This window comes from Nocardia sp. NPDC004860 (genome assembly GCF_040609015.1).
Classification (GTDB): Bacteria; Actinomycetota; Actinomycetes; order Mycobacteriales; family Mycobacteriaceae; genus Nocardia.
Genome location: NZ_JBEXJI010000001.1, coordinates 476,308 through 494,383, shown reverse-complemented (window position 1 = coordinate 494,383; position 18,076 = coordinate 476,308). Strand labels below are relative to the sequence as shown.

18 protein-coding genes are annotated in these 18,076 nt (G+C 70.3%); 2 read left to right on the top strand and 16 right to left on the bottom strand.

The genetic code is table 11. The features are described 5' to 3' along the window. Positions 1-12: 12 nt before the first annotated feature. From ABZV44_RS02020 to ABZV44_RS01980, 9 genes are all read right to left on the bottom strand, one after another. Positions 13-1,002, bottom strand: coding sequence for a cation diffusion facilitator family transporter (locus ABZV44_RS02020; protein ID WP_354830727.1), 990 nt, complete (start codon positions 1,000-1,002; stop codon positions 13-15). 110 nt (positions 1,003-1,112) lie between these two features. Next, the gene (locus tag ABZV44_RS02015) at positions 1,113-1,289 is read right to left on the bottom strand and encodes a hypothetical protein (RefSeq protein WP_354830724.1); all 177 of its coding nucleotides are present in this window, start codon (positions 1,287-1,289) and stop codon (positions 1,113-1,115) included. Between the two features lie 362 nt (positions 1,290-1,651). Beyond that, positions 1,652-2,308, bottom strand: a complete 657-nt coding sequence (locus ABZV44_RS02010; protein ID WP_354830722.1) for a hypothetical protein — start codon at positions 2,306-2,308, stop codon at positions 1,652-1,654. A gap of 154 nt (positions 2,309-2,462) precedes the next feature. Beyond that, a complete protein-coding gene (gene dmpI / locus ABZV44_RS02005) occupies positions 2,463-2,651 on the bottom strand; it encodes a 4-oxalocrotonate tautomerase DmpI (RefSeq protein WP_354831609.1) in 189 nt (62 codons plus the stop codon). Between the two features lie 248 nt (positions 2,652-2,899). Continuing rightward, the gene (locus tag ABZV44_RS02000; protein ID WP_354830719.1) at positions 2,900-3,784 is read right to left on the bottom strand and encodes a LysR substrate-binding domain-containing protein; all 885 of its coding nucleotides are present in this window, start codon (positions 3,782-3,784) and stop codon (positions 2,900-2,902) included. Positions 3,785-3,853: 69 nt separating this feature from the next. After that, positions 3,854-4,765, bottom strand: a complete 912-nt coding sequence (locus ABZV44_RS01995) for a dienelactone hydrolase family protein (RefSeq protein WP_354830717.1) — start codon at positions 4,763-4,765, stop codon at positions 3,854-3,856. 160 nt (positions 4,766-4,925) lie between these two features. Continuing rightward, complete coding sequence (locus ABZV44_RS01990) at positions 4,926-6,416, bottom strand: NAD(P)/FAD-dependent oxidoreductase (protein ID WP_354830714.1); 1,491 nt, start codon at positions 6,414-6,416, stop codon at positions 4,926-4,928. Then, positions 6,409-7,479: an FO synthase gene (locus ABZV44_RS01985; RefSeq protein ID WP_354830713.1), complete on the bottom strand. Its 1,071-nt coding sequence runs from the start codon at positions 7,477-7,479 to the stop codon at positions 6,409-6,411. Before ABZV44_RS01985 ends, ABZV44_RS01990 begins: the two co-directional genes overlap by 8 nt. Positions 7,480-7,572: 93 nt before the next feature. Further along, positions 7,573-8,208, bottom strand: a complete 636-nt coding sequence (locus ABZV44_RS01980; protein ID WP_354830710.1) for a DUF4097 family beta strand repeat-containing protein — start codon at positions 8,206-8,208, stop codon at positions 7,573-7,575. 127 nt (positions 8,209-8,335) lie between these two features. Here ABZV44_RS01980 and ABZV44_RS01975 point away from each other — a divergent pair, with 127 nt between their 5' ends. Beyond that, the gene (locus ABZV44_RS01975) at positions 8,336-11,515 is read left to right on the top strand and encodes a BTAD domain-containing putative transcriptional regulator (protein ID WP_354830708.1); all 3,180 of its coding nucleotides are present in this window, start codon (positions 8,336-8,338) and stop codon (positions 11,513-11,515) included. Here the strand turns inward: ABZV44_RS01975 and ABZV44_RS01970 are convergent. The 7 genes from ABZV44_RS01970 to ABZV44_RS01940 all read right to left on the bottom strand — a co-directional run bounded on the left by ABZV44_RS01970 (position 11,499) and on the right by ABZV44_RS01940 (position 17,583). After that, complete coding sequence (locus tag ABZV44_RS01970; protein ID WP_354830707.1) at positions 11,499-12,308, bottom strand: ABC transporter permease; 810 nt, start codon at positions 12,306-12,308, stop codon at positions 11,499-11,501. The two genes, ABZV44_RS01975 and ABZV44_RS01970, sit on opposite strands and share 17 nt — an antisense overlap. Then, positions 12,305-13,249 (bottom strand): ATP-binding cassette domain-containing protein, encoded by a 945-nt coding sequence (locus ABZV44_RS01965; RefSeq protein WP_354830704.1) that lies wholly within the window; start codon positions 13,247-13,249, stop codon positions 12,305-12,307. The genes ABZV44_RS01970 and ABZV44_RS01965 overlap by 4 nt, the downstream gene beginning before the upstream one ends. 97 nt (positions 13,250-13,346) lie before the next feature. Further along, positions 13,347-14,549, bottom strand: coding sequence for a TetR/AcrR family transcriptional regulator (locus ABZV44_RS01960; RefSeq protein ID WP_354830701.1), 1,203 nt, complete (start codon positions 14,547-14,549; stop codon positions 13,347-13,349). Between the two features lie 93 nt (positions 14,550-14,642). Next, positions 14,643-15,473 (bottom strand): SDR family oxidoreductase, encoded by an 831-nt coding sequence (locus ABZV44_RS01955; protein WP_354830699.1) that lies wholly within the window; start codon positions 15,471-15,473, stop codon positions 14,643-14,645. A gap of 30 nt (positions 15,474-15,503) precedes the next feature. Further along, complete coding sequence (locus ABZV44_RS01950) at positions 15,504-15,941, bottom strand: MaoC/PaaZ C-terminal domain-containing protein (RefSeq protein WP_354830696.1); 438 nt, start codon at positions 15,939-15,941, stop codon at positions 15,504-15,506. Further along, complete coding sequence (locus ABZV44_RS01945; protein WP_354830693.1) at positions 15,938-16,396, bottom strand: MaoC family dehydratase N-terminal domain-containing protein; 459 nt, start codon at positions 16,394-16,396, stop codon at positions 15,938-15,940. The genes ABZV44_RS01950 and ABZV44_RS01945 overlap by 4 nt, the downstream gene beginning before the upstream one ends. Before the next feature lie 2 nt (positions 16,397-16,398). After that, positions 16,399-17,583, bottom strand: coding sequence for a lipid-transfer protein (locus ABZV44_RS01940; protein ID WP_354830692.1), 1,185 nt, complete (start codon positions 17,581-17,583; stop codon positions 16,399-16,401). A gap of 259 nt (positions 17,584-17,842) precedes the next feature. Between ABZV44_RS01940 and ABZV44_RS01935 the strand changes: the two genes are divergently transcribed. Further along, entirely contained in the window at positions 17,843-18,064 is a 222-nt protein-coding gene (locus ABZV44_RS01935) for a hypothetical protein (protein WP_354830690.1), read from the top strand. Positions 18,065-18,076 lie beyond the last annotated feature (12 nt).

The window sequence follows — 18,076 nt, the reverse complement described above, 5'->3', positions numbered from 1 at the left end:
GGCGGTCGGCTCTCAGTTCGTGGCAATGGATTTGCGATGCACCGGGCCGTGCGCGTCCTGGCAGTGCGGGACGTGGTCGTGCTCGGTGTCCGGGCATTCCGCGTGGTCGGTGTAGTCGACCTGGAGCACGCTGTGATCGATGTGGTGCTTGTCGGAGAGCATGGCGGCGACCGCGGCGCGCACCGCCTGGCTGTCGGTGCCGGGCCCGACCAGGATGTGCGCCGACAGCGACGGGGTACCGGAGGTGATCTCCCAGATGTGCAGGTCGTGCACCTCGATGACGCAGTCCACCTCGGCCATCTCCCGGCCGATCGCGATCGGGTCGAGGTAGGCGGGCGCGGCCTCGAGGAAGATGCGGCCCGAGGCGCGGACCAGGCTGACGCCGGCCTTCACCATGAGCACCACCACGATCAGGGTGGCGATGCCGTCGGCGCGGGCGAAGCCGGTGAGCATGATGATCAGACCGGCGACCGCGGTGGCGATGAAGGCGAACAGGTCGTTGAGGATGTGCTGATACGCGCCCTCGACATTGAGACTGGTCCGATTGGCGCGGCTGATCATCCAGCCGGCCAGCACGTTCACCACGATGCCGACCAGCGCGGTGGCCAGCACCAGGCCACCGGTCACCTCGGGCGGGTTGATCAGGCGGCGGATGGCCTCGTAGGTGAGCCAGGCCGCCAGGCCCAGCAGGGTCAGGCCATTGGCCTGGGCGGAGAGGATCTCGGCGCGCTTCCAGCCGTAGGTCATGCGGCCCGCGGCGGGCCGGGCCGCCAGCCGGATGGCCCACAGCGCCAGCACGATCGAGGCCGCGTCGGTGAGCATGTGGGCGGCATCGGAGAGCAGTGCCAGCGACCTGGCGACCAGGCCGACCACGACCTCACCGAGCAGGAACGCCACGATGACCGCGAGCGCGCCGGCCAGCCAGCGCTTGTCGCTGTCGGCGGTCGCGCCGTGTGAATGCCCGGCGTGGTCGTGCCCGTGTGAATGCTCGTGCCCGCCCATAACCCTCCTTCGGTAGTGCCCGACGAACACCATATGCATGAATCGCTATGTATGCAATATTTGTGACACGTCCGATTCGGGTGGTTTGCCAGGAGAAAGCTTCGGCCTCCTCATGAGAGGTCGCGGAACGTCATGAGGAACCCGGCGAACGCGATCACGAACAACGCGACGAACCCGGCTGCCCGCAGCCACAGCCAGGGCCAGTCCCGGACCCACAGCCCGGTGAGCATGACCCCGACCAGCATCAGCGCCCCATAGAACGGCGTCCGCTGCGGATGGCGACCCATAGTTCCTGCATACGCCTGTTCCGGGGATCGAGCACTCGCGGCACGCCGGGCCCGCGCTGGATCGGTTCGCCTACTACTGCGCCGTGGGTGTCTCGCAGCGCTGGTGGGCGCACACTCCCGAGATCGCGACACTGACGGTGTCGGTGGCCGACGCGCTGGTGATTCGCCCGCCGCCGCACGGTTCCAGGCCGACAGCGCCCCGGCCGAGGGCCGAAAAGCCTAGAATCACAAGGGTGGACGCAATTCTGACAACCATCGGTGTGGTCGTGGTTATCGGTATCTCCGGCGCTGCTTATGCCGCATTTCTGTTGCTACGCGGTCGTAAATAGTTCGGGGGCAACCGGTTCGGCGTTGCCGGGCGCTCAGCTCTGGACTCGGGGCCAGGGGTAGAAGGCCAGGTGGATGAGCAGCACCACCAGTGCGGCCAGCAGGATGGCGGCGATCGGGTGGGCGCGGCGCTCCAGGTAGCCGATGGTGCGAAACAGGGTGGGGAAGGGCACATCTCGGCTGAAGAACATGGCCAGAATGCTGGGCACGATGACCCACATCAGGGCGATCAGTCCGTAGAGGACGTACGCGCCCAGGTAGGACTGTGGGTGCATGCCACGGTCGGTGGCGGCGAACAGGACGCCGAAGACGAAGGTGGCCACCGCGGCCAGGAGATACCCCGCGCCCAGTAAGGTGATCGGCGAATACGGGTTGGTGACACGGCCGTTCACGGTGAGGGTGCGCCCGGCGACCATCTGTGGGGTGGGCTCGGGCGGGGTGGCCAGTTGCGGGACAGCGTAATACGCCAGCAGCACGATCACCGACACGACGATGAGCCGGACGAACGAGTGCTGAGTCTCCAGATGCCCGATGGTGTTCGAGATGGTCGGCCAGCTCGCCAGTCCGAAGACCGACGCCAGCTCCGAGGTGGCGATCGCCAGTCCCGCGAGGCCCCACATGCAATAGCCCCAGAATTCCACCGAGCGCCCCGCCGCTGTCGGTACGGCCGCGCTGCCGACATCCTCCGTCATGCTGCCGTTGTATCACTAAAACGGGGGCCTACCTGGGAGCATGCGCAGTCGATGCCGGGTTGTCACGGGTCCGACATCTAACGGTACCGGCGGGTCGGTTCGGGTGCGCCACAGCTGGTTTCGGCTCCGCCCTGGCGACCCGCCGGTGTACCGGCTACTTGCCGTCGGCCGTCAGACGACCGGCCGTGCCCCAGCTGTCGGCGGGCGTCTCGTGAATCCATACCTGGACGGCCTCGGCCGGAATCTGATAGGCGTCCACGAAGGCGTCGGTGATGCGGCGGACCAGGTCCCGCTTCAGCTCGACGGTGCGCGGGCCCTGCTGCACGGTGACGATGGGCATGATTGTTCTCCTTCGCGAAAACTGCTGGGATACCGGCCATCTCGGAACCGGGGTTCCGATCTCCGATCCGCTCGGCGGCCTGGGAACAGTTCACCGGAAAACGGCACCCCGACCAATGAGCAGGTCGTTCGCGCAGTGATAAGCGATCCTTATCGCCTGTGGGCCCGCGAGATCCCGGTGCGCCCGCCAGATCCCGGTGCGCCCGCCAGATCCCGGTGCGCCCGCGAGATCTCTACGCGCCCGCGAGATCTCTACGCGCCCGCGAGCAGAGCGCCCAGCAGGCGCAGATTCGGCGACGCCGCATCCGCCCGCACCGCCAGCGCGATGGGCAGGGTCAGGCCCGCATCGGCGAAGGGGCGGAAGGCGACCCGCGTGTTGTGGACCTGCCGCGCGTTCGATGCGTAGACCACCGTCCACATGGGTGAGCCCGCGCCGATGGCGGCCAGCGTGTCCTGCAGGGTGGTGGAGGTGGGCGCGGGCACCGGCTCGAATCCGGCGCGCACACATGCGTTCAGCACCAGATCCACCAGCGCCGGATGGTTGCGCCGTTCGGTCAGCCGCAGCGGCACCGTGGCCAGGTCCGCCAGCCGGACCGAATCCTGGGTCGCCAGTGCGTGTTTGGCGGGCAGGGCCACCACCAGCGGATCGTCCCAGGCGGGCAGGAAGTCCAGTTCCGGGCTCTCACCGGGTTCCGGCGAGCGCACGAAGGCGGCGTCCAGACCGCCGTCCGCCACCCGGGCCAGCCGATCCCGCACCGGCAGCGCCACCAGCTCGACCTGCACCTGCGGCGCCTGCTCGGCGAAGGCATCCAGGACCGCGTCCAGGCGCTCGCCCAGTCCGGTCACCGTGCCCAGCCGGAACACCTCCGCGCGGCCACCCGCCAGGCCGGCCACGCTGGCCCGGGCCTGATCGGCCGCGGCCAGCACACCCCGCGCCGCGGGCAGGAAGCGCAACCCGGCCTCGGTCAGCCGCACCCGCCGCGGCGACCGGTCCAGCAATTGCACGCCCAGATCCCGTTCCAGCCGCCGCACCTGCTGGCTCACCGCGGGCTGCGCGATGTGCAAGCGCTCGGCCGCTCGCCCGAAGTGCAACTCCTCGGCGACGGTCACGAAATACCGCAACTGACGCAATTCCACGAGCCCATGGAACCATCAGCGCCCGCCCGGGGCCGTGGCGAGGCGGCGGGGTCGGCGTGATCGGCCGGGTCAGCCCAGGTAGCGGCCGTACCAGTCGATTACTCGGCGCCAGGCCTCGGCGGCGGCGGTGGGCTGGTAGCGGGGGCCGGTGTCGTTGAAGAAGGCGTGGTCGGCATTGTCGGCCACGAAACTCTCGTGCGGGAGCCCCGCCTTGTCCAGGGCCGCCTCGGCGGCCGGACGGGAGGCGTCGACCCGGCTGTCCAGCGCGCCGTAGACGGCCAGCACCGCGGCCTTGGATCCGGTGACCTGGCCGCCGTCGGGGAATGGGCCGTAGAAGGGGGTGGCGGCCGCGAGTTCGGGAGTGCCCGAGGTGAGCAGCAGCCAGGTCAGACCGCCGCCGAAGCAGAAACCGGTGGCGCCCAGCTTCTTTCCGGGCACGCGGCGCTGCAGCTCGGCCAGGCCCGCGCGCAGATCGGCGACGAATCGGTCCTGAGGGATCTTGCCGAGTGCGGCGGTGGCGGCCGCCTGATCGGTGAAGGTGGCGGTGCCGCCCTCTTCGGAGAGCAGATCCACCGCGAGCGCCGAGTAGCCGACGCCCGCGAAACGTCCTGTCACCGAACGGATGTGGTCGGTCAGGCCGCGGTTCTCGTGGATGACGAGCACGCCGCCCATCGGCTGGGACGCCTCGGCCCACGCGGCCTGCAGGGCGCGGCCCTCGGGTCCGGCGAAGGTGATCGCGGTGGGCTGCAGGGCCGTCGAGGTGCCGGGCGGTGCGGCCGCCGGGGACGCAGACCCGCTCGCGGCGGTGGTCGTGGGAGAGGACTGCTTGCCCGAGTCGGCGCAGGCCGCCAGCAGCGCCACGGCCGCCGGTGTCCCCATGCCGAGCAGCCCCAGCCGGCGTAGCGCTTCCCGGCGGCTGAGCAGGCCCTCGGCGTGATCGGTGGCGATTTCCTCTGCGATATAGCGCTGCAGCGGCGTCATGCCCTCAGCCTAGGCCGCCGGGCCGGTCCGGTCTCGGCCGAAACGCTGTGGATCTGCCGTCAGGATCGGACCTCGCTGAACGCGTCGGCCGCCGCCGCGCCCGCCGCAGCGAAGGCGATCTTCTGACCGGTGCGGCATTCCGCCGCGTGAGCGGGCGGGGTCACCGGTAGGCGGAAATGTCGAAGGCGCCGTTGCTCTGACGGAACGAGACCGCTGAGTCCGGCCAGAGCAGCGTGACGCGACCGGTCTGTTCGTCGCGGTACCAGCTCGTGCAGCGGCCCTGGGTCCACACCGTGTCGCGGGCGCGCTCCTCGATATCGAGCATGGAGGAGCGGACCGCCTCGGGCGTGACCTCCAGGACGGTGTCCGCGCTGGAGGCGAGATGATCCAGCGCGCTGAGCGCGTAATCGATCTGGGTCTCGATCACATAGATCGCGGAGTTGTGGCCCAGCGCCGCGTTCGGGCCGTCCAGCACATACATATTGGGGAAGCCGTCCACGGTGGTCGACGCGTGCGCGACCATGCCGTTGCTCCAGCGCTCGGACAACAGGGAGGTGCGGCCCCGGATGTGCTTGGCGATCGACGGCCGGGTGGCGTTGAAACCGGTGGCGAAGACCAGGATCTCGAGATCGTAGGTGTGCCCGCTCGCGGCGATGGCCAGGCCGTCGTCGATGCGGGTCAGCTCGGTCGGTTCCAGCTGGACGGTGTCCAGCTGCAGGGCCGCGTAGTAGTCGTCGGAGAAAAGGATTCGCTTGCAGCCGATTTCGTAGTCGGGGGTGAGCTGCTGCCGCAGGCGTGGATCGCGGACCTGGGCCGCCAGATGGTCCGTGGCGCGCTGGTGCAGCAGATCGATCTCCGGGTGGCGGCGGCGCCGGGCGGCGATGCTGAGCTCGGCCTCGGCGAACAGCTCGTCGCGCAGTTCGGTGATGGTCTGCGGATCGGCGGCGAAGCTCGACAGCTCGTCGGGCGTGTAGAAGCGGTCCCCGCGCGGCAGCACATAGGGCGCCGAACGCTGGAAGACCACGACCTCGCTGGCCTCACCCGCGAGCCGCGGCAGGATCTGGACCGCGGACGCGCCGGTGCCCACCAGGCCGACCCGCTTGCCGACCAGCGACACCTTCGGATTCCACCGCGCCGAATGCCAGTGCCGGCCACCGAAATTCTCCAGCTTCGCGACCGGCGGGATCCGGGGTTCGGTCAGCCGTCCGGTGGCGATGATCAGGGTGGCGGCCGAGAAGTCGCCGCGGGAGGTCCGGACGAACCAGCGCGCCTCGGCTTCGACCCACTCCGCCTGTTCCAGCGCGCAATTCAGCCGTAGATACGGTTCCAGCTGCTCCTGCTGGACGCACGACCGCAGGTAGGCGTGGATCTCCGCGCCCTCGGCGAACACCCGCGACCATCGCGGATTCGGCCGGAACGAAAAGGAATACAGGTGGGCGGGGATATCGCAGGCCACGCCCGGATAGCGGTTGTCGCGCCAGGTGCCGCCCACATCGTCGGCCTGCTCGATGATGACGAAGGAGTCCCGGCCCCGGCGGGCGAGCTGGATGCCCATGCCGATACCGGCGAAACCCGCGCCGACGATCAGCACGTCGACCCGTTCGGGGCTCGAATGTCCTTCGGCGGTGGCCGGATCCGTGCTGTCAGGCATGGCCGTACCGGGTGGTGCGGCGGCGCAGCGAGCGGCCCAGCTCCGCGGCGATCCGATCGACGTCGGTGACGGTGAGGCTCAGCCCGGCCTCCGGACCGGACTCCGGCGCGAGCCGGCCGTCGAGCAGCAGGCCGCCGAGATCGTTCGCGCCGCCGCGCAGCAACTCGACCGCCGCCGCCAGCCCCAGCCGGGGCCACGCGGCCTGAATATTGTCGATGCGCCCGTGCAGGAGCAGCCGCGCGACGGCGTGCACCGCCCGCGTCTGCCGCCGGAGTGCTTCGGGCACAACGGGATCGAGGAAGCCGGACGCCGCGGTCACGGGAACCATGGGCATGGCGATGAATTCGGTGAAGCCGCCGGTGCGGTCCTGGATATCGGCGAGCAGTCGCAGGTGGGCCACCTGCTGCGCGGGGGTTTCCACGTGCCCGTAGACCATGGTCGAGGTGGAGGTCAGGCCCGCGCGGTGGGCGGTCTCGATCACCTCCACCCAGCGGCTCACGGGCAGATCCGGGCTGCCCTTCAACCGGGCGCGCACATCGTCGTCGAGGATGCGCGCACCGGTGCCGGGAACCGATCCGAGGCCGGAATCCTTTGCCCGCGCCAGGAACTCGTCGAGGGGCAGCGCGCGGCGCGCGGCGCCGTCGAGCAGTTCCTCCGGGCGGAAGGCGTGCAGGTGCAGGGGAGCGGTCTCGGTGATGGCGGCGATCAGCGCCAGATAGTCGTCATCGCTGTCGGCGGGTAGCGGGCCCTGCATGCAGATCTCGGTGGCGCCCAGGGCGTGCGCCTCGGACACCAGCGCGGCCAGTCGCTCCCGCGCCGCGGAGCCGGAAACCACGGCGGTGTCCAGATTCCGGTTCACGACATAGGTGAGGGCATCGCCGACCGTTCGCCGCCGGAGCGCATCGGCCAGCTCGCACAACCGCTCCAGCTCGGAGCCGTCCGCGTGCAGCAGCGCGATGTATCCCGCGTCCGGCAGGCCCGCCGGATTCCGCTCCGCTTCCGCGAGCCACTCCCGCACCCGCCCCGCACCGGACAAGCCAACCTCGGCGACACCACGATCCACGATCGCCACGATACCGCCGCCCTCCGGGCGTTCCGTCCGGCTCGGTGCCGCTGGGTGGGCGGCCCCGAGCCGGAATGCGGACAACCATGCGGGTCAGGCGGCGGTGGTGTGCCCGATGGTGATGTTGCCGTAGGAGTTCCGGGCGTGGACCTCGACGATGTCCTGCGGCCGGCTGACGGGGTACAGCTGGTTCTGGATGGTGCCCTTCTGCGCATTGGTTTCCATCCGGGCGGCGCTGCCCGGGTGGATGCCGATCGACAGGTCGCCGGTGGAGGTCTCCACGTCGATCACGCCGCGGGTGGCCTCGACGATGCGGATGTCGCCCTTCGCGACCTTCGCGGTGACCGAGCCGAGCGGGCGCTCGACGGTGATGTCACCGGCGGAGACCTCCAGCTCGCACTCGCCGAGCGGGCCCGCGCCCAGCAGGTTGCCCATGCCGAGCGAACCGGTCAGGCGGGAGCCTGCGGGCACCTCGACGGTGACCTCGACCGACCCGCGGCCCGCGAGCGGGGAGAACTTCCGCCAGCCCTTGGGGGCCTGCACGGTCAGGGTGCCCGCGGCGAACTCGGCGCGGATCTGCTCGGCGGCGCGCACGTCCTCCTTCTTGGACGCGTCGGCCGGGCGGATCTCGACGACGGTGTCGGTGCGGTTCGAGGCGATGACGGTGACGTTTCCGGCGGCCACGTCGGCGGCGACGGTGATGGCTTCGGGGGTCTGGAACGTGGTCATGGTGTTTCTCCTTCGAGGGGCTGTGCTGCTGATGTGACTACTTTCGCGAGCCCGGCTGACAGCGGCCTGACGCCGCACTGACACGTCCGCTGACACTGTTCGGCCCGGCTGGACAGGGCACGGCAGAATGGTCCGGGTGCAGATCGGAATGCTTGGGCCGCTCGAAATCCGGGCAGACGACGGCGGATTGCTGGAGGTACCGGGCGCCCGGTTGCGGTCGCTGCTGATCGCGCTCGCATTGGAACCGGGCCGGGCGGTCTCGAAAGCGCGGCTGGTCGACTGGATTTGGGGCGAGGAGCCGCCGTCCGATGCGGCGAATGCCTTGCAGGCCTTGGTTTCCCGATTGCGGCGGGTACTGCCGGACGGGTCGATCGACGTGCAGCCGGGCGGCTACCGACTGACGGTGGCGCCGGGCGACATCGACGCCGTGCGGTTCGAACAGCTCCTCGACCAGGCCCGTGCCGGCGACGACGTCCACCAGGCCGAACTGCTGCGCGAGGCCCTCGCACTGTGGCGCGGCGCGCCGATGCGGGACATCGGGGCGCAGGACGGCGCGGCCCTCGAGGCGGTGATCGCCCGGCTCGAGGGACTGCACATCGGTGCGCTCGAGGATCGGTACGACGCGGAACTCCGGCTCGGCCGGGGCGCGGAACTGGTCACCGAACTGAATGATCTGGTGGCCCAGCACCCCGTGCGGGAACGACTCGCCGCGTCGCTGATGCGGGCGCTCGCCGCCGCGGGCCGGGGCGCGGAGGCGCTGGTCGTGTACCAGCGGGTCCGGGAGGCCCTCGCCGACGAGCTGGGTGTGGATCCCTCGCCGGAGTTGTCCGCCCTGCACGTCGCCCTGCTACGTGGGGAGGTGGGCGGGCGGGAGGACGACCGCCGGACCAACCTGCGCGCCGAATTGACCCGATACGTCGGCAAGCAGGCCGACGTCGCCGCGGTGCGCGCCCTCGTCGCCCGCCATCGGCTCACCACGGTGACCGGACCGGGCGGTTCGGGAAAGACCAGGCTGGCCACGGAGACCGGGCGCGCCCTGCTCGACGGGCTGCCGGATGGCGCGTGGCTGGTGGAGCTGTCTTCGGCGAGCGCGGGCGGTGACCTCGCGCAGGCGGCGCTGGCCGCGCTCGGGCTGCGGGACGCGCTGCTGGGCGGCGGGGCGAACGCGGAACCCATGGACCGCCTCATCGCGGCCATCCGCGAGCGCGACATGCTGCTGATCCTGGACAACTGCGAGCACGTGATCGAGTCCTCGGCCGCGTTCGCCCACCGCCTGCTCGGGGAGTGCCAGCGGTTGCGCATTCTGGCCACCAGCCGCGAACCGCTCGGCATCACCGGTGAGGCGCTCTGGCAGGTCGAGCCTTTGGCGCTGCCCGCCGCGGACGCGGACCCGGGCGCGATCGAATCCTCCCCGGCCGTCCAGCTCTTGCGCGACCGTGCCGGAGCGGTGCGGCAGGACCTCGGCGCCGATGCCCGCACCCTGGCGACCATGGCCCGCGTGTGCCGTGCGCTCGACGGGATCCCGCTGGCGATCGAACTGGCCGCGGCCCGCCTGCGCACCATGTCCCTCGAGCAGCTCGCCACCCGTCTCGACGATCGGTTCCGGCTGCTGACCGGAGGCAGCCGGACCGCGCAACCGCAGCACCGGACCCTGCGGGCGGTCGTGGACTGGAGCTGGGAACTGCTCAGCGAGGCCGAACAGGCTGTGCTGCGCCGGCTTTCGGTGTTCGCCGGCGGTGCGAGCCTCGAGGCGGCCGAACAGGTCTGTGCGAGCATCGAATCCGAGGGGCAGCCCGCGACGGTCGGACAGTGGGAGGTGCTCGAGCTGCTGACCGCGCTGACCGAGAAATCGCTGCTGCTCACCGCGGGCGACGACGGGCCGCGCTACCGGATGCTCGAGACGATCAAGCAGTACGCCCGCGACCGGCTCGCGGAGGCGGGGGAGGCGGGCGCGGCGCGGCGCGCGCATCTGGCGTATTTCACCGGACTGGCCGCGACCGCGGAACCGCATCTGCGCCGGGCCGAACAGCTGGAATGGCTCGCCGTCCTCGAGCCCGAGCACGACAATATCGCGGCCGCCATGCGCGGTGCGCTCGCCGCGGAGGACGCGACCGCGGCCATGGGGCTGGCCGCGGCCGCCGGCTGGTACTGGTGGCTGAGCGGGCACAAGGCCGAGGGCATGGAGCTGGTCACCGCGGCCGCCCGGACGCCCGGCGAAGCCGACGACGAGACCCGGGCCACGGTCTACGGGCTCGTCGTGCATTTCATGACCTCCGGCCCGAATGACGAACACCACGTGGAGGAATGGATCCACCAGGCCTACCGGGCCGGCGGCGATCGGACCGGCGGCGGCCGGACCGGTCATCCGACGCTGGCGTTCGTGGTCGCGCTGGAACGCATGCTGCAGGGGCCGGATCAGTTCCTGCCCGCCTTCGAGGCGCTGCTCGGCGACGACGATCCGTGGGTGCGGGCGCTGGCCCGGCTGCAACTGGGCAAGTTGCGGACCGTGCTCGGCCAGGGCGGGCCGGAGGCCGACGAACAGCTGGAGCTGGCGCTGGCGGAGTTCCGGGCCGTCGGTGAGCGCTGGGGGATCTCGTTCGCGCTGACCGAGCTGGCCGACAGCCTCGCCCTGCGCGGCGAATTCGCCAGTGCGTGTGAGTATCTCGAGCAGGCGATCGCGGTGGTCGCCGAGGTCGGCGCGATCGAGGACCTGGTCCGGATGCGGTCACGGCAGGCGCAGCTGTACTGGCTGCTGGGCGACGCGGCGGCGAGCGCGGCCGCCATGGCCGAGGCCCAGCGATACGCGGATCAGACCGGCTGGCCGATCGCGCTGGCCGAAATGGCCCTGGCCCGAGCGGAATTGGCGCGCTGGAACGCGGATCCCGAAGAGGCGCACCGGCAGATCGGCGTCGCGAAGACCCTGCTGGCGGGAGAATCGGAGCAGCCGTTCATGAGTGCGGTGATCCACGATCTGCTCGGCTATCTGGCGGACGGTCTCGACGAGGCCCGCGACCATCGGGCCGCGGCCTTCCGGGTGGCGTCGGCGGCGGGGCACGCGCCCCTGCTGGCCAAGGTGCTGGTCGGTCTCGCGGATCTGGCGCTGCGGGCGGAGCAGGACGAGCAGGCGGCGCGGCTGCTCGCGGCCAGTACCGCGGTGCGTGGCGTGTCGGATCATTCCCACCCGGATGCGGCCCGGATCGAGCGGACAGCGCGAAGTCGCCTCGGTGACGTGAAGTTCACCGAGGCGACGGGGGAGGGGGCGCGGGCGGTCTGGCATGAACTGGCCGAGATCACGCTCGCTTCGTGAAAGTGGCACGGGACCACAGGTATCCGACGATCGCGAACCCGGCGCACCAGGCCAGTGCCGCGGCGGTGTAGCCGCCCGACGGGTGCCCGGTGAGGAACCCGCGCAGGGACTCGATGATCGGGGTGAAGGGCTGGTACTGCGCGAACTGCCGGACGCCCTGGCCCATCTGGTCGGCCGGGACGATCGCGCTGCTCACGAAGGGCAGCATGATCAGCGGCACCACGGACATGCCCGCGGACTCCGGGGTCTTGGCGGCCATGCCCAGGGCGACGGTCAGCCAGGACGCCCCGAACGAGGTGGCCAGGACGATGCCGAGCGCGCCCAACCAGTCCAGCGCGGTGGCCGGCGGCCGGAAGCCCAGGGCGAACGCCACTCCCAGCACGGCCGCGATGGCGACCACATTGGTGAGCATGGTGGCCACCACGTGCCCGGTCAGCACGGCGCCGCGGGACACGTCCATGACCTTGAACCGGTTGATGACGCCCTTGGCCATGTCCGAGCTCACCGCGACCGCGGTGCCGGAGAGCCCGTAGCTGATGGCCAGCAGGATCATGCCCGGTGTCGCGTAGTCGATGTAGTGCTCGCCGACATTGAAGGCGCTGCCGAACACGTAGACGAAGATCAGCAGCATCACCACCGGCATCAGCGCGGCGTTGAAGATCGCGACCGGGTTGCGGGCGATGTGTTTGAAGTTGCGGCGCAACATGATCGCCGAGTCGCCCAGCGACGCCGCCAGGGCGCCGGTCGCGACGGTGCGGTTCGGGGTGCTGCCGGTGGAAACGATGGTGCTCATTGTGCGTCGGCCTCCGTGGTGGCGTGCCCGGTCAGGGCAAGGAAAACGTCATCGAGATCAGGGGTGTGGATGGAGACCTCCGCGGCCTCGACCGCGTGATCGGCGAGCCGATCCAGCAGGGCCCGCAGGGTTTTGGTGCCGCCGTTGCCGGGCACCTGCAGGGTCAGCGCCTCGCTGTCCATGGTCGCGGCGGGCAGGATCCGCGCGGCTGCTTCCAGTTCGGTGAGGTGGGTGAACCGCAGCTGGAGGTAGCTGCCGGGGACGCGGCGCTTGAGCTCGTCCGGGGTGCCTTCGGCGACGATGCGGCCGCCGTCGAGGACCGCGATCCGGTCGGCCAGCTGGTCGGCCTCCTCGAGGTACTGGGTGGTGAGGAAGATGGTCACGCCGTCGGAGGTCAACTCCCGCACGATCTCCCACATGGTGCGCCGGCTGCGCGGGTCGAGTCCGGTGGTCGGCTCGTCGAGGAAGACGATGTCCGGCTTGGTGACCAGCGTCATCGCCAGGTCCAGCTTGCGGCGCATGCCGCCGGAGTAGGTGGCCGCCTGCTTGCGCGCGGAGTCGGTGAGGTCGAAGCGCTCCAGCAGCGTGTCGACCACCTGCTTGCGCGCCGAGCCCCGCAGCCGGTGCAGATCGGCCATTAGCTGCAGGTTCTCTTCGCCGGTCAGCAGGTCGTCCACCGCCGCGAACTGACCGGTCACCCCGATGGCCGCTCGCACCGCCTTGGTCTCGGTGGCGATGTCGTGCCCGGCGACCCGGGCCGTCCCGCCGTCCGCCGTCAGCAGCGTGGTCAGCACGTTCACCGTCGTGGTCTTGCCCGCGCCGTTCGGCCCGAGCAGCGAGAAGATCGTTCCCGCACCGATATTCAGATCAATGCCGTCGAGGATCGTCTTGTCCCCGTAAGCCTTCCGCAGCCCCGAGGCCGCGATTGCTGTGCTGTTCATGTGGACTACTGTCGCGACCCGGCCTGATACCGGCCTGACACCGACCTGATACGCCCTCTGACACGGTGTTATGCCTGTTCACGAGGGGTGGCGAGGGTTATCGGCCGTTGGGTGGAGCCAGCAGCGCGGCGGCCAGATGACGGGTCAGGCGGGGCGTGTCAGGGGCGGCTCGGAGGCGGGGGGTGGCGGCGAGATCGTTGATGACGCTCAGGGCGGCCTGGACTCGCAGCCGCGCTTCCAGTTCGTCCTGGCCGGGGTGGACCTGGCGCACCAGCTGCACCCATTCGGCGATGTACTCGTGCTGCACGCCGCGCATACGGTGCCGATCGGCGGCGGGGAGCTGATCGATGTCGGAGGTGAGCAGCCGGATCAGACCGGTTTGCTCGAAGGCGAATTCGGTGTAGCTGGTGAGCAATCGGTCGAGTGCGTCGGCGGCGTCGGTCGCGCGGGTCAGATCGCGGTACATGTCGGCCCGCAGGACGTGATTGCCCTGGTCGAGAACGGCGATCAGGATGTCGGCCTTGCTGTCGAAGTGGTTGTAGACGCTGGGTCCGGCAATGCCGACGGCCGCGCCGATGTCCTCGACCGCCACACCGGAAAAGCCTTGCTCGGCAAAGAGTTTCGTCGCCGCCGTGAGAATGGCGATCCGCCGAGAGGGGGACCATCCCGCCGACGGTCCGGCGGGTGGCGCGGTCGCGGGACGCGGGACGGGAAGGTCGGCGGTGAGGACCGCGTCGACCATGTCGGTGAGCACCTGCACGAAACGCTGACGCGGCAGTTCGAGGTTGTGGAACGAGATGCTGGACGCCGTGGAAAGCGCTGCCCAGCCGATTATTTCGGCCTGAGCGGGCGTGAGCCGCGGTGTCCGCGTGCGCAGCAGATCGGCGAACCGTGCGCCGATGCCGCGCGCCCGCTGCCGGAGTTCGGTTCTCGCGTCGGGGTCGAGGTGCCGCGCTTCCCGGTGCCACAGCACGCCGATGGCGCGCTGATCCAGCATGGCGGTGGCCAGTGTCCGGGCGAGATCGGTGTCCGGCTCGGCGCGCGCCGCGTCGAGCAGTTCGGTGACGATCGCGATGGGCTGGCCCACCACGGCGCGCAGCAGATCGTTCTTGTTGCGGAAGTGCCGGTACAGCGCGGACGGCCCGACCGCGACCGCGTCGGCGATGTCGCCGGTGCCGACATCGGCGTAGCCGCGCCGATAGAACAGTTCGGTCGCGGCGGCGACGATGAGGTCGCGGCGATTGGCGGGGCGGGTGCCGCGGGCCGGGCGGGCGGCAACGTGCTCGGCGGTGTCGCTCATGGTCGCCGCTCCTTCTCGCTCGCCGGTGGTGGGTCGCCCGCCCTCACTATAGGGAGCGGGCGACCCGGCCCGATCGGCCGCGGACGCCCGCGGCTAGAAGATGTATCCGCCGCCGCAGACCAGGGTCTGGCCGCTGACGTAGTCGGAGTCCGGGCAGCACAGCAGGTACACCGCACCGGCCGCCTCGGCGGGTGTTCCGGCCCGGCCCAGCGGGATCATCCGTTCCATGGTCGACAGCACCTCCGGGTTGACGCCCACCTTCAGCTGCCGGCCCAGCACGTCGATGGTGGTGTCGCCGCCGGCCGGCGTCTCGGTGAGCCGGGTCTTGATGAGCCCGAAGGCGACCGAGTTCACGGTGACGTTGTAGCGCCCCCACTCCTTGGCCAGGGTCCTGGTGAGTCCGTTGATGCCGGCCTTGGCGGCGGCGTAATTCGCCTGTCCCGCATTGCCTCCCGTGCCGGCCAGCGAGGAGATGTTCACGACCTTGCGGCACGGGACCGGCGTGCCGGCCGCGGCGGCCCGCCGGGCGAGTCCGGCGATCACCGGCTGGGCGGCGCGCAGAATCCGGAAGGGGGCCTTGAGGTGGACGTCGAGGATGGCGTCCCACTGCTCGTCGGTCATCTTCTGGATCACCGAATCCCAGGTGTATCCGGCGTTGTTGACGATGATGTCGAGTCCGCCGAAGCTGCCGGTGGCGGTGGTCACGAAGCGTTCGGCGAAGTCCTCGTCGGTGACCGAGCCGATGCAGGCGACCGCCCGGCCGCCGGTCGCCTCGATGGCGGCCACGGTCTCCTTGGCCGGTTCGGCGTCGAGGTCGTTCACCACAACCGACGCGCCCTCGCGGGCGAGCTTGAGGGCGATCTCGCGCCCGATGCCGCGCCCGGATCCGGAGACGATGGCGACCTTGTTGTCCAGAGTTCCCATGGGGCAATACCTTTCGGAGGAGGAGAGAAGTCAGAGCGTTGTGACGGTGGACCCGGTGAGCGCGACGACCGCGGTCCCGGTGAGCGTGACGGTGCCGTCGGGCAGGGTGACGGCGATGTCGAGGGTGGCGTGCCGTTCGCCGCGGACGTCCTCGATGGCCACGACCTTCCCCGTCGCGGTCGGTTCGGCCAGCACCGGCGTGACCGCGCCGAAGCGCACCCCGTAGGTGCGAATCGCTTCCGGCGCAACCCAATCGGTCAGCAGCCGCCCCAAGTAGGCCATGGACAGCATGCCGTGGGCGAAGACGTCGCCGAGCCCGGCGGAGCGGGCCACGTCGGTGTCGATGTGCATCGGGTTGTGATCGCCCGAAGCGCCCGCGAAGAGGGCCAGGGTGGTGCGGGTGATGGGCCCGGCGGCCAGCGGCGGCAGTTCGCTGCCCACGGTGATATCGGCGGTGCCGGTGGTCATTGGGAGGCTCCCGGATTGCGGACGACGAGGACCGAGCGCAGGTCGGCGAGCAGGCTGCCGTCGGTCCTGGTGACGGCGGTCTGCCGGACGAGGAAGTCGAGCGCGCCGCCCTTCTTGCTGTAGACGTCGGTGATGCGGGGTGACGCGGTCAGCGTGTCCCCGGCATAGGCGGTGGCGTGGTAGATGAAGTGCTGCTCGCCGTGCAGGATTCGGCGCAGATCGACACCCAGGCCGGCCAGCCAGCCGAACGGGTCCGGCTGCTCGAGCTCGATCGCGAACAGGAACGTCGGCGGCGCGGGCAGGGCGCGGTGCCCGGCAGCGGCGGCGGCGCGCTCGTCGGTGAAGACCGGGTTGGTCTCGCCGATGGCCTTGGCGAAGAACCGGAGTCGTCCCGCGTCCAGGGTCATGGTGATCGGTGGCAGCTCGGTGCCGATCACACCGGGATCCAGGGCCATGCTCAGTCCACCTTCTGGTAGAGGGTCACGACGGCCGCCCCGCCCAGGCCGATGTTGTGCTGCAGGGCGATTCGCGCACCCTCGACCTGCCGGGCGGCGGCCCGGCCGCGCAGCTGCCAGACCAGTTCGGCGCACTGCGCCAGGCCGGTCGCGCCGAGCGGGTGTCCCTTGGACAGCAGCCCGCCGGACGGGTTGGTGACCACCCGCCCGCCGTAGGTGTTGTCGCCGTCGGCGATGAACTTCTCGGCGGTGCCCTCCGGAGTCAGGCCGAGCGCCTCGTAGCTGAGCAGCTCGTTGGTGGTGAAGCAGTCGTGCAGTTCCACGACCGGAATGTCGAGGGGATCCACGCCGGCCTGCTGATAGACCTGCTGGGCGGCGGCCCGGGACATGTCGTAGCCGACGATCGACAGCATCGAGTCGCCATCGAAGGTCGAGGCGGTGTCGGTGACCATGGCCTGCGCGGTGATCGCCACGTCGGTGCGCAAACCGTGTGTGCGCGCGTAGTTTTCGCCGACCAGGACGGCGGCCGCCGCGCCGCAGGTGGGCGGGCAGCACTGCAGCCGGGTGAGCGGTCCGTAGATCTGCGGGGAGGCCAGCACCTCCTCGACGGTCACCGGATCGCGGAACACCGCATTGGGATTGCCGGCCGCGTGCCGGCGCGCCTTGACCGCGATCCGCGCGAACACCGCCGGGTCCATGCCGTAGCGGTCGGCGTATTCGCGGCCCGCGCCGCCGAAGTACCGGGCCGCGAAGGGCGCGTCGCCCTCGCCCTGGAGGCGGTGGACCACGGTGTCGAAGCTGTCGAACGGGCTGGGCCGATCGGTGTAGGCAGCGGCGAGCGCGCCGCGCTGCATCTGCTCGAATCCCAGGGCCAGCACCACATCCGCGATGCCGTGCTCGATCGCCTGGCGCGCCAGGAACAGCGCCGACGACCCGGTCGAGCAGTTGTTGTTGACATTGATCACGGGAATGCCGGTGGCGCCCACGCGGTAGAGCGCCGCCTGCCCCGACGTCGAATCTCCGTACACCCACCCCGCATACGCCTGCTGCACCGTCGCGTACTCGATGCCCGCGTCGGTCAACGCGGCCCGCACCGCCTGCTCGCCCATGACGTCGTAGGTCTGCGTCCGGCTGGGCGTGGTGAACGGGATCATCCCGACGCCCGCCACCAACACGCGACTTCCCATGTCTCACCTCTCAGAGATTGCACTATCGAGAATTCACTTAGTAGAGCAGCGGGTGCGCGTGTCTGCAAGGGTGATGGTGCAATGAGCGGGTAATCGGTGTGCAATCCCCGGGCGGGTCCAGGCCGATCCTCAATTTCGGCTATTCATCCTTCACTTGCTTTGCCCTCGGCGTCGGCGACCCCAACTGTAGGGGCTGTCGGTGGCTGCGGCCCGGATTCGATACTTGCTCCCGCCAAGATCGAGAACGATGGAGCCGCAGATGAATTCGAAGAAGACCCTCGCCGCGTTCGCCGTCACCGCGGCGCTCCTCACCCCCGCCGGCGCGCTGGCGGCCCCTGCCCAGGCCGATGCGCCGGCGCAGGCCCAGCCCGTGGACACCACCACCGGCTCCTCCAGCGGGTCCTACTCCGCCGCCAACCACCTGGTCTGCATCCTCTTCCACACCAGCCTCAACGGCTCCGTGGGCATCCCGTTCTGCTGACGGCCGCTGGCC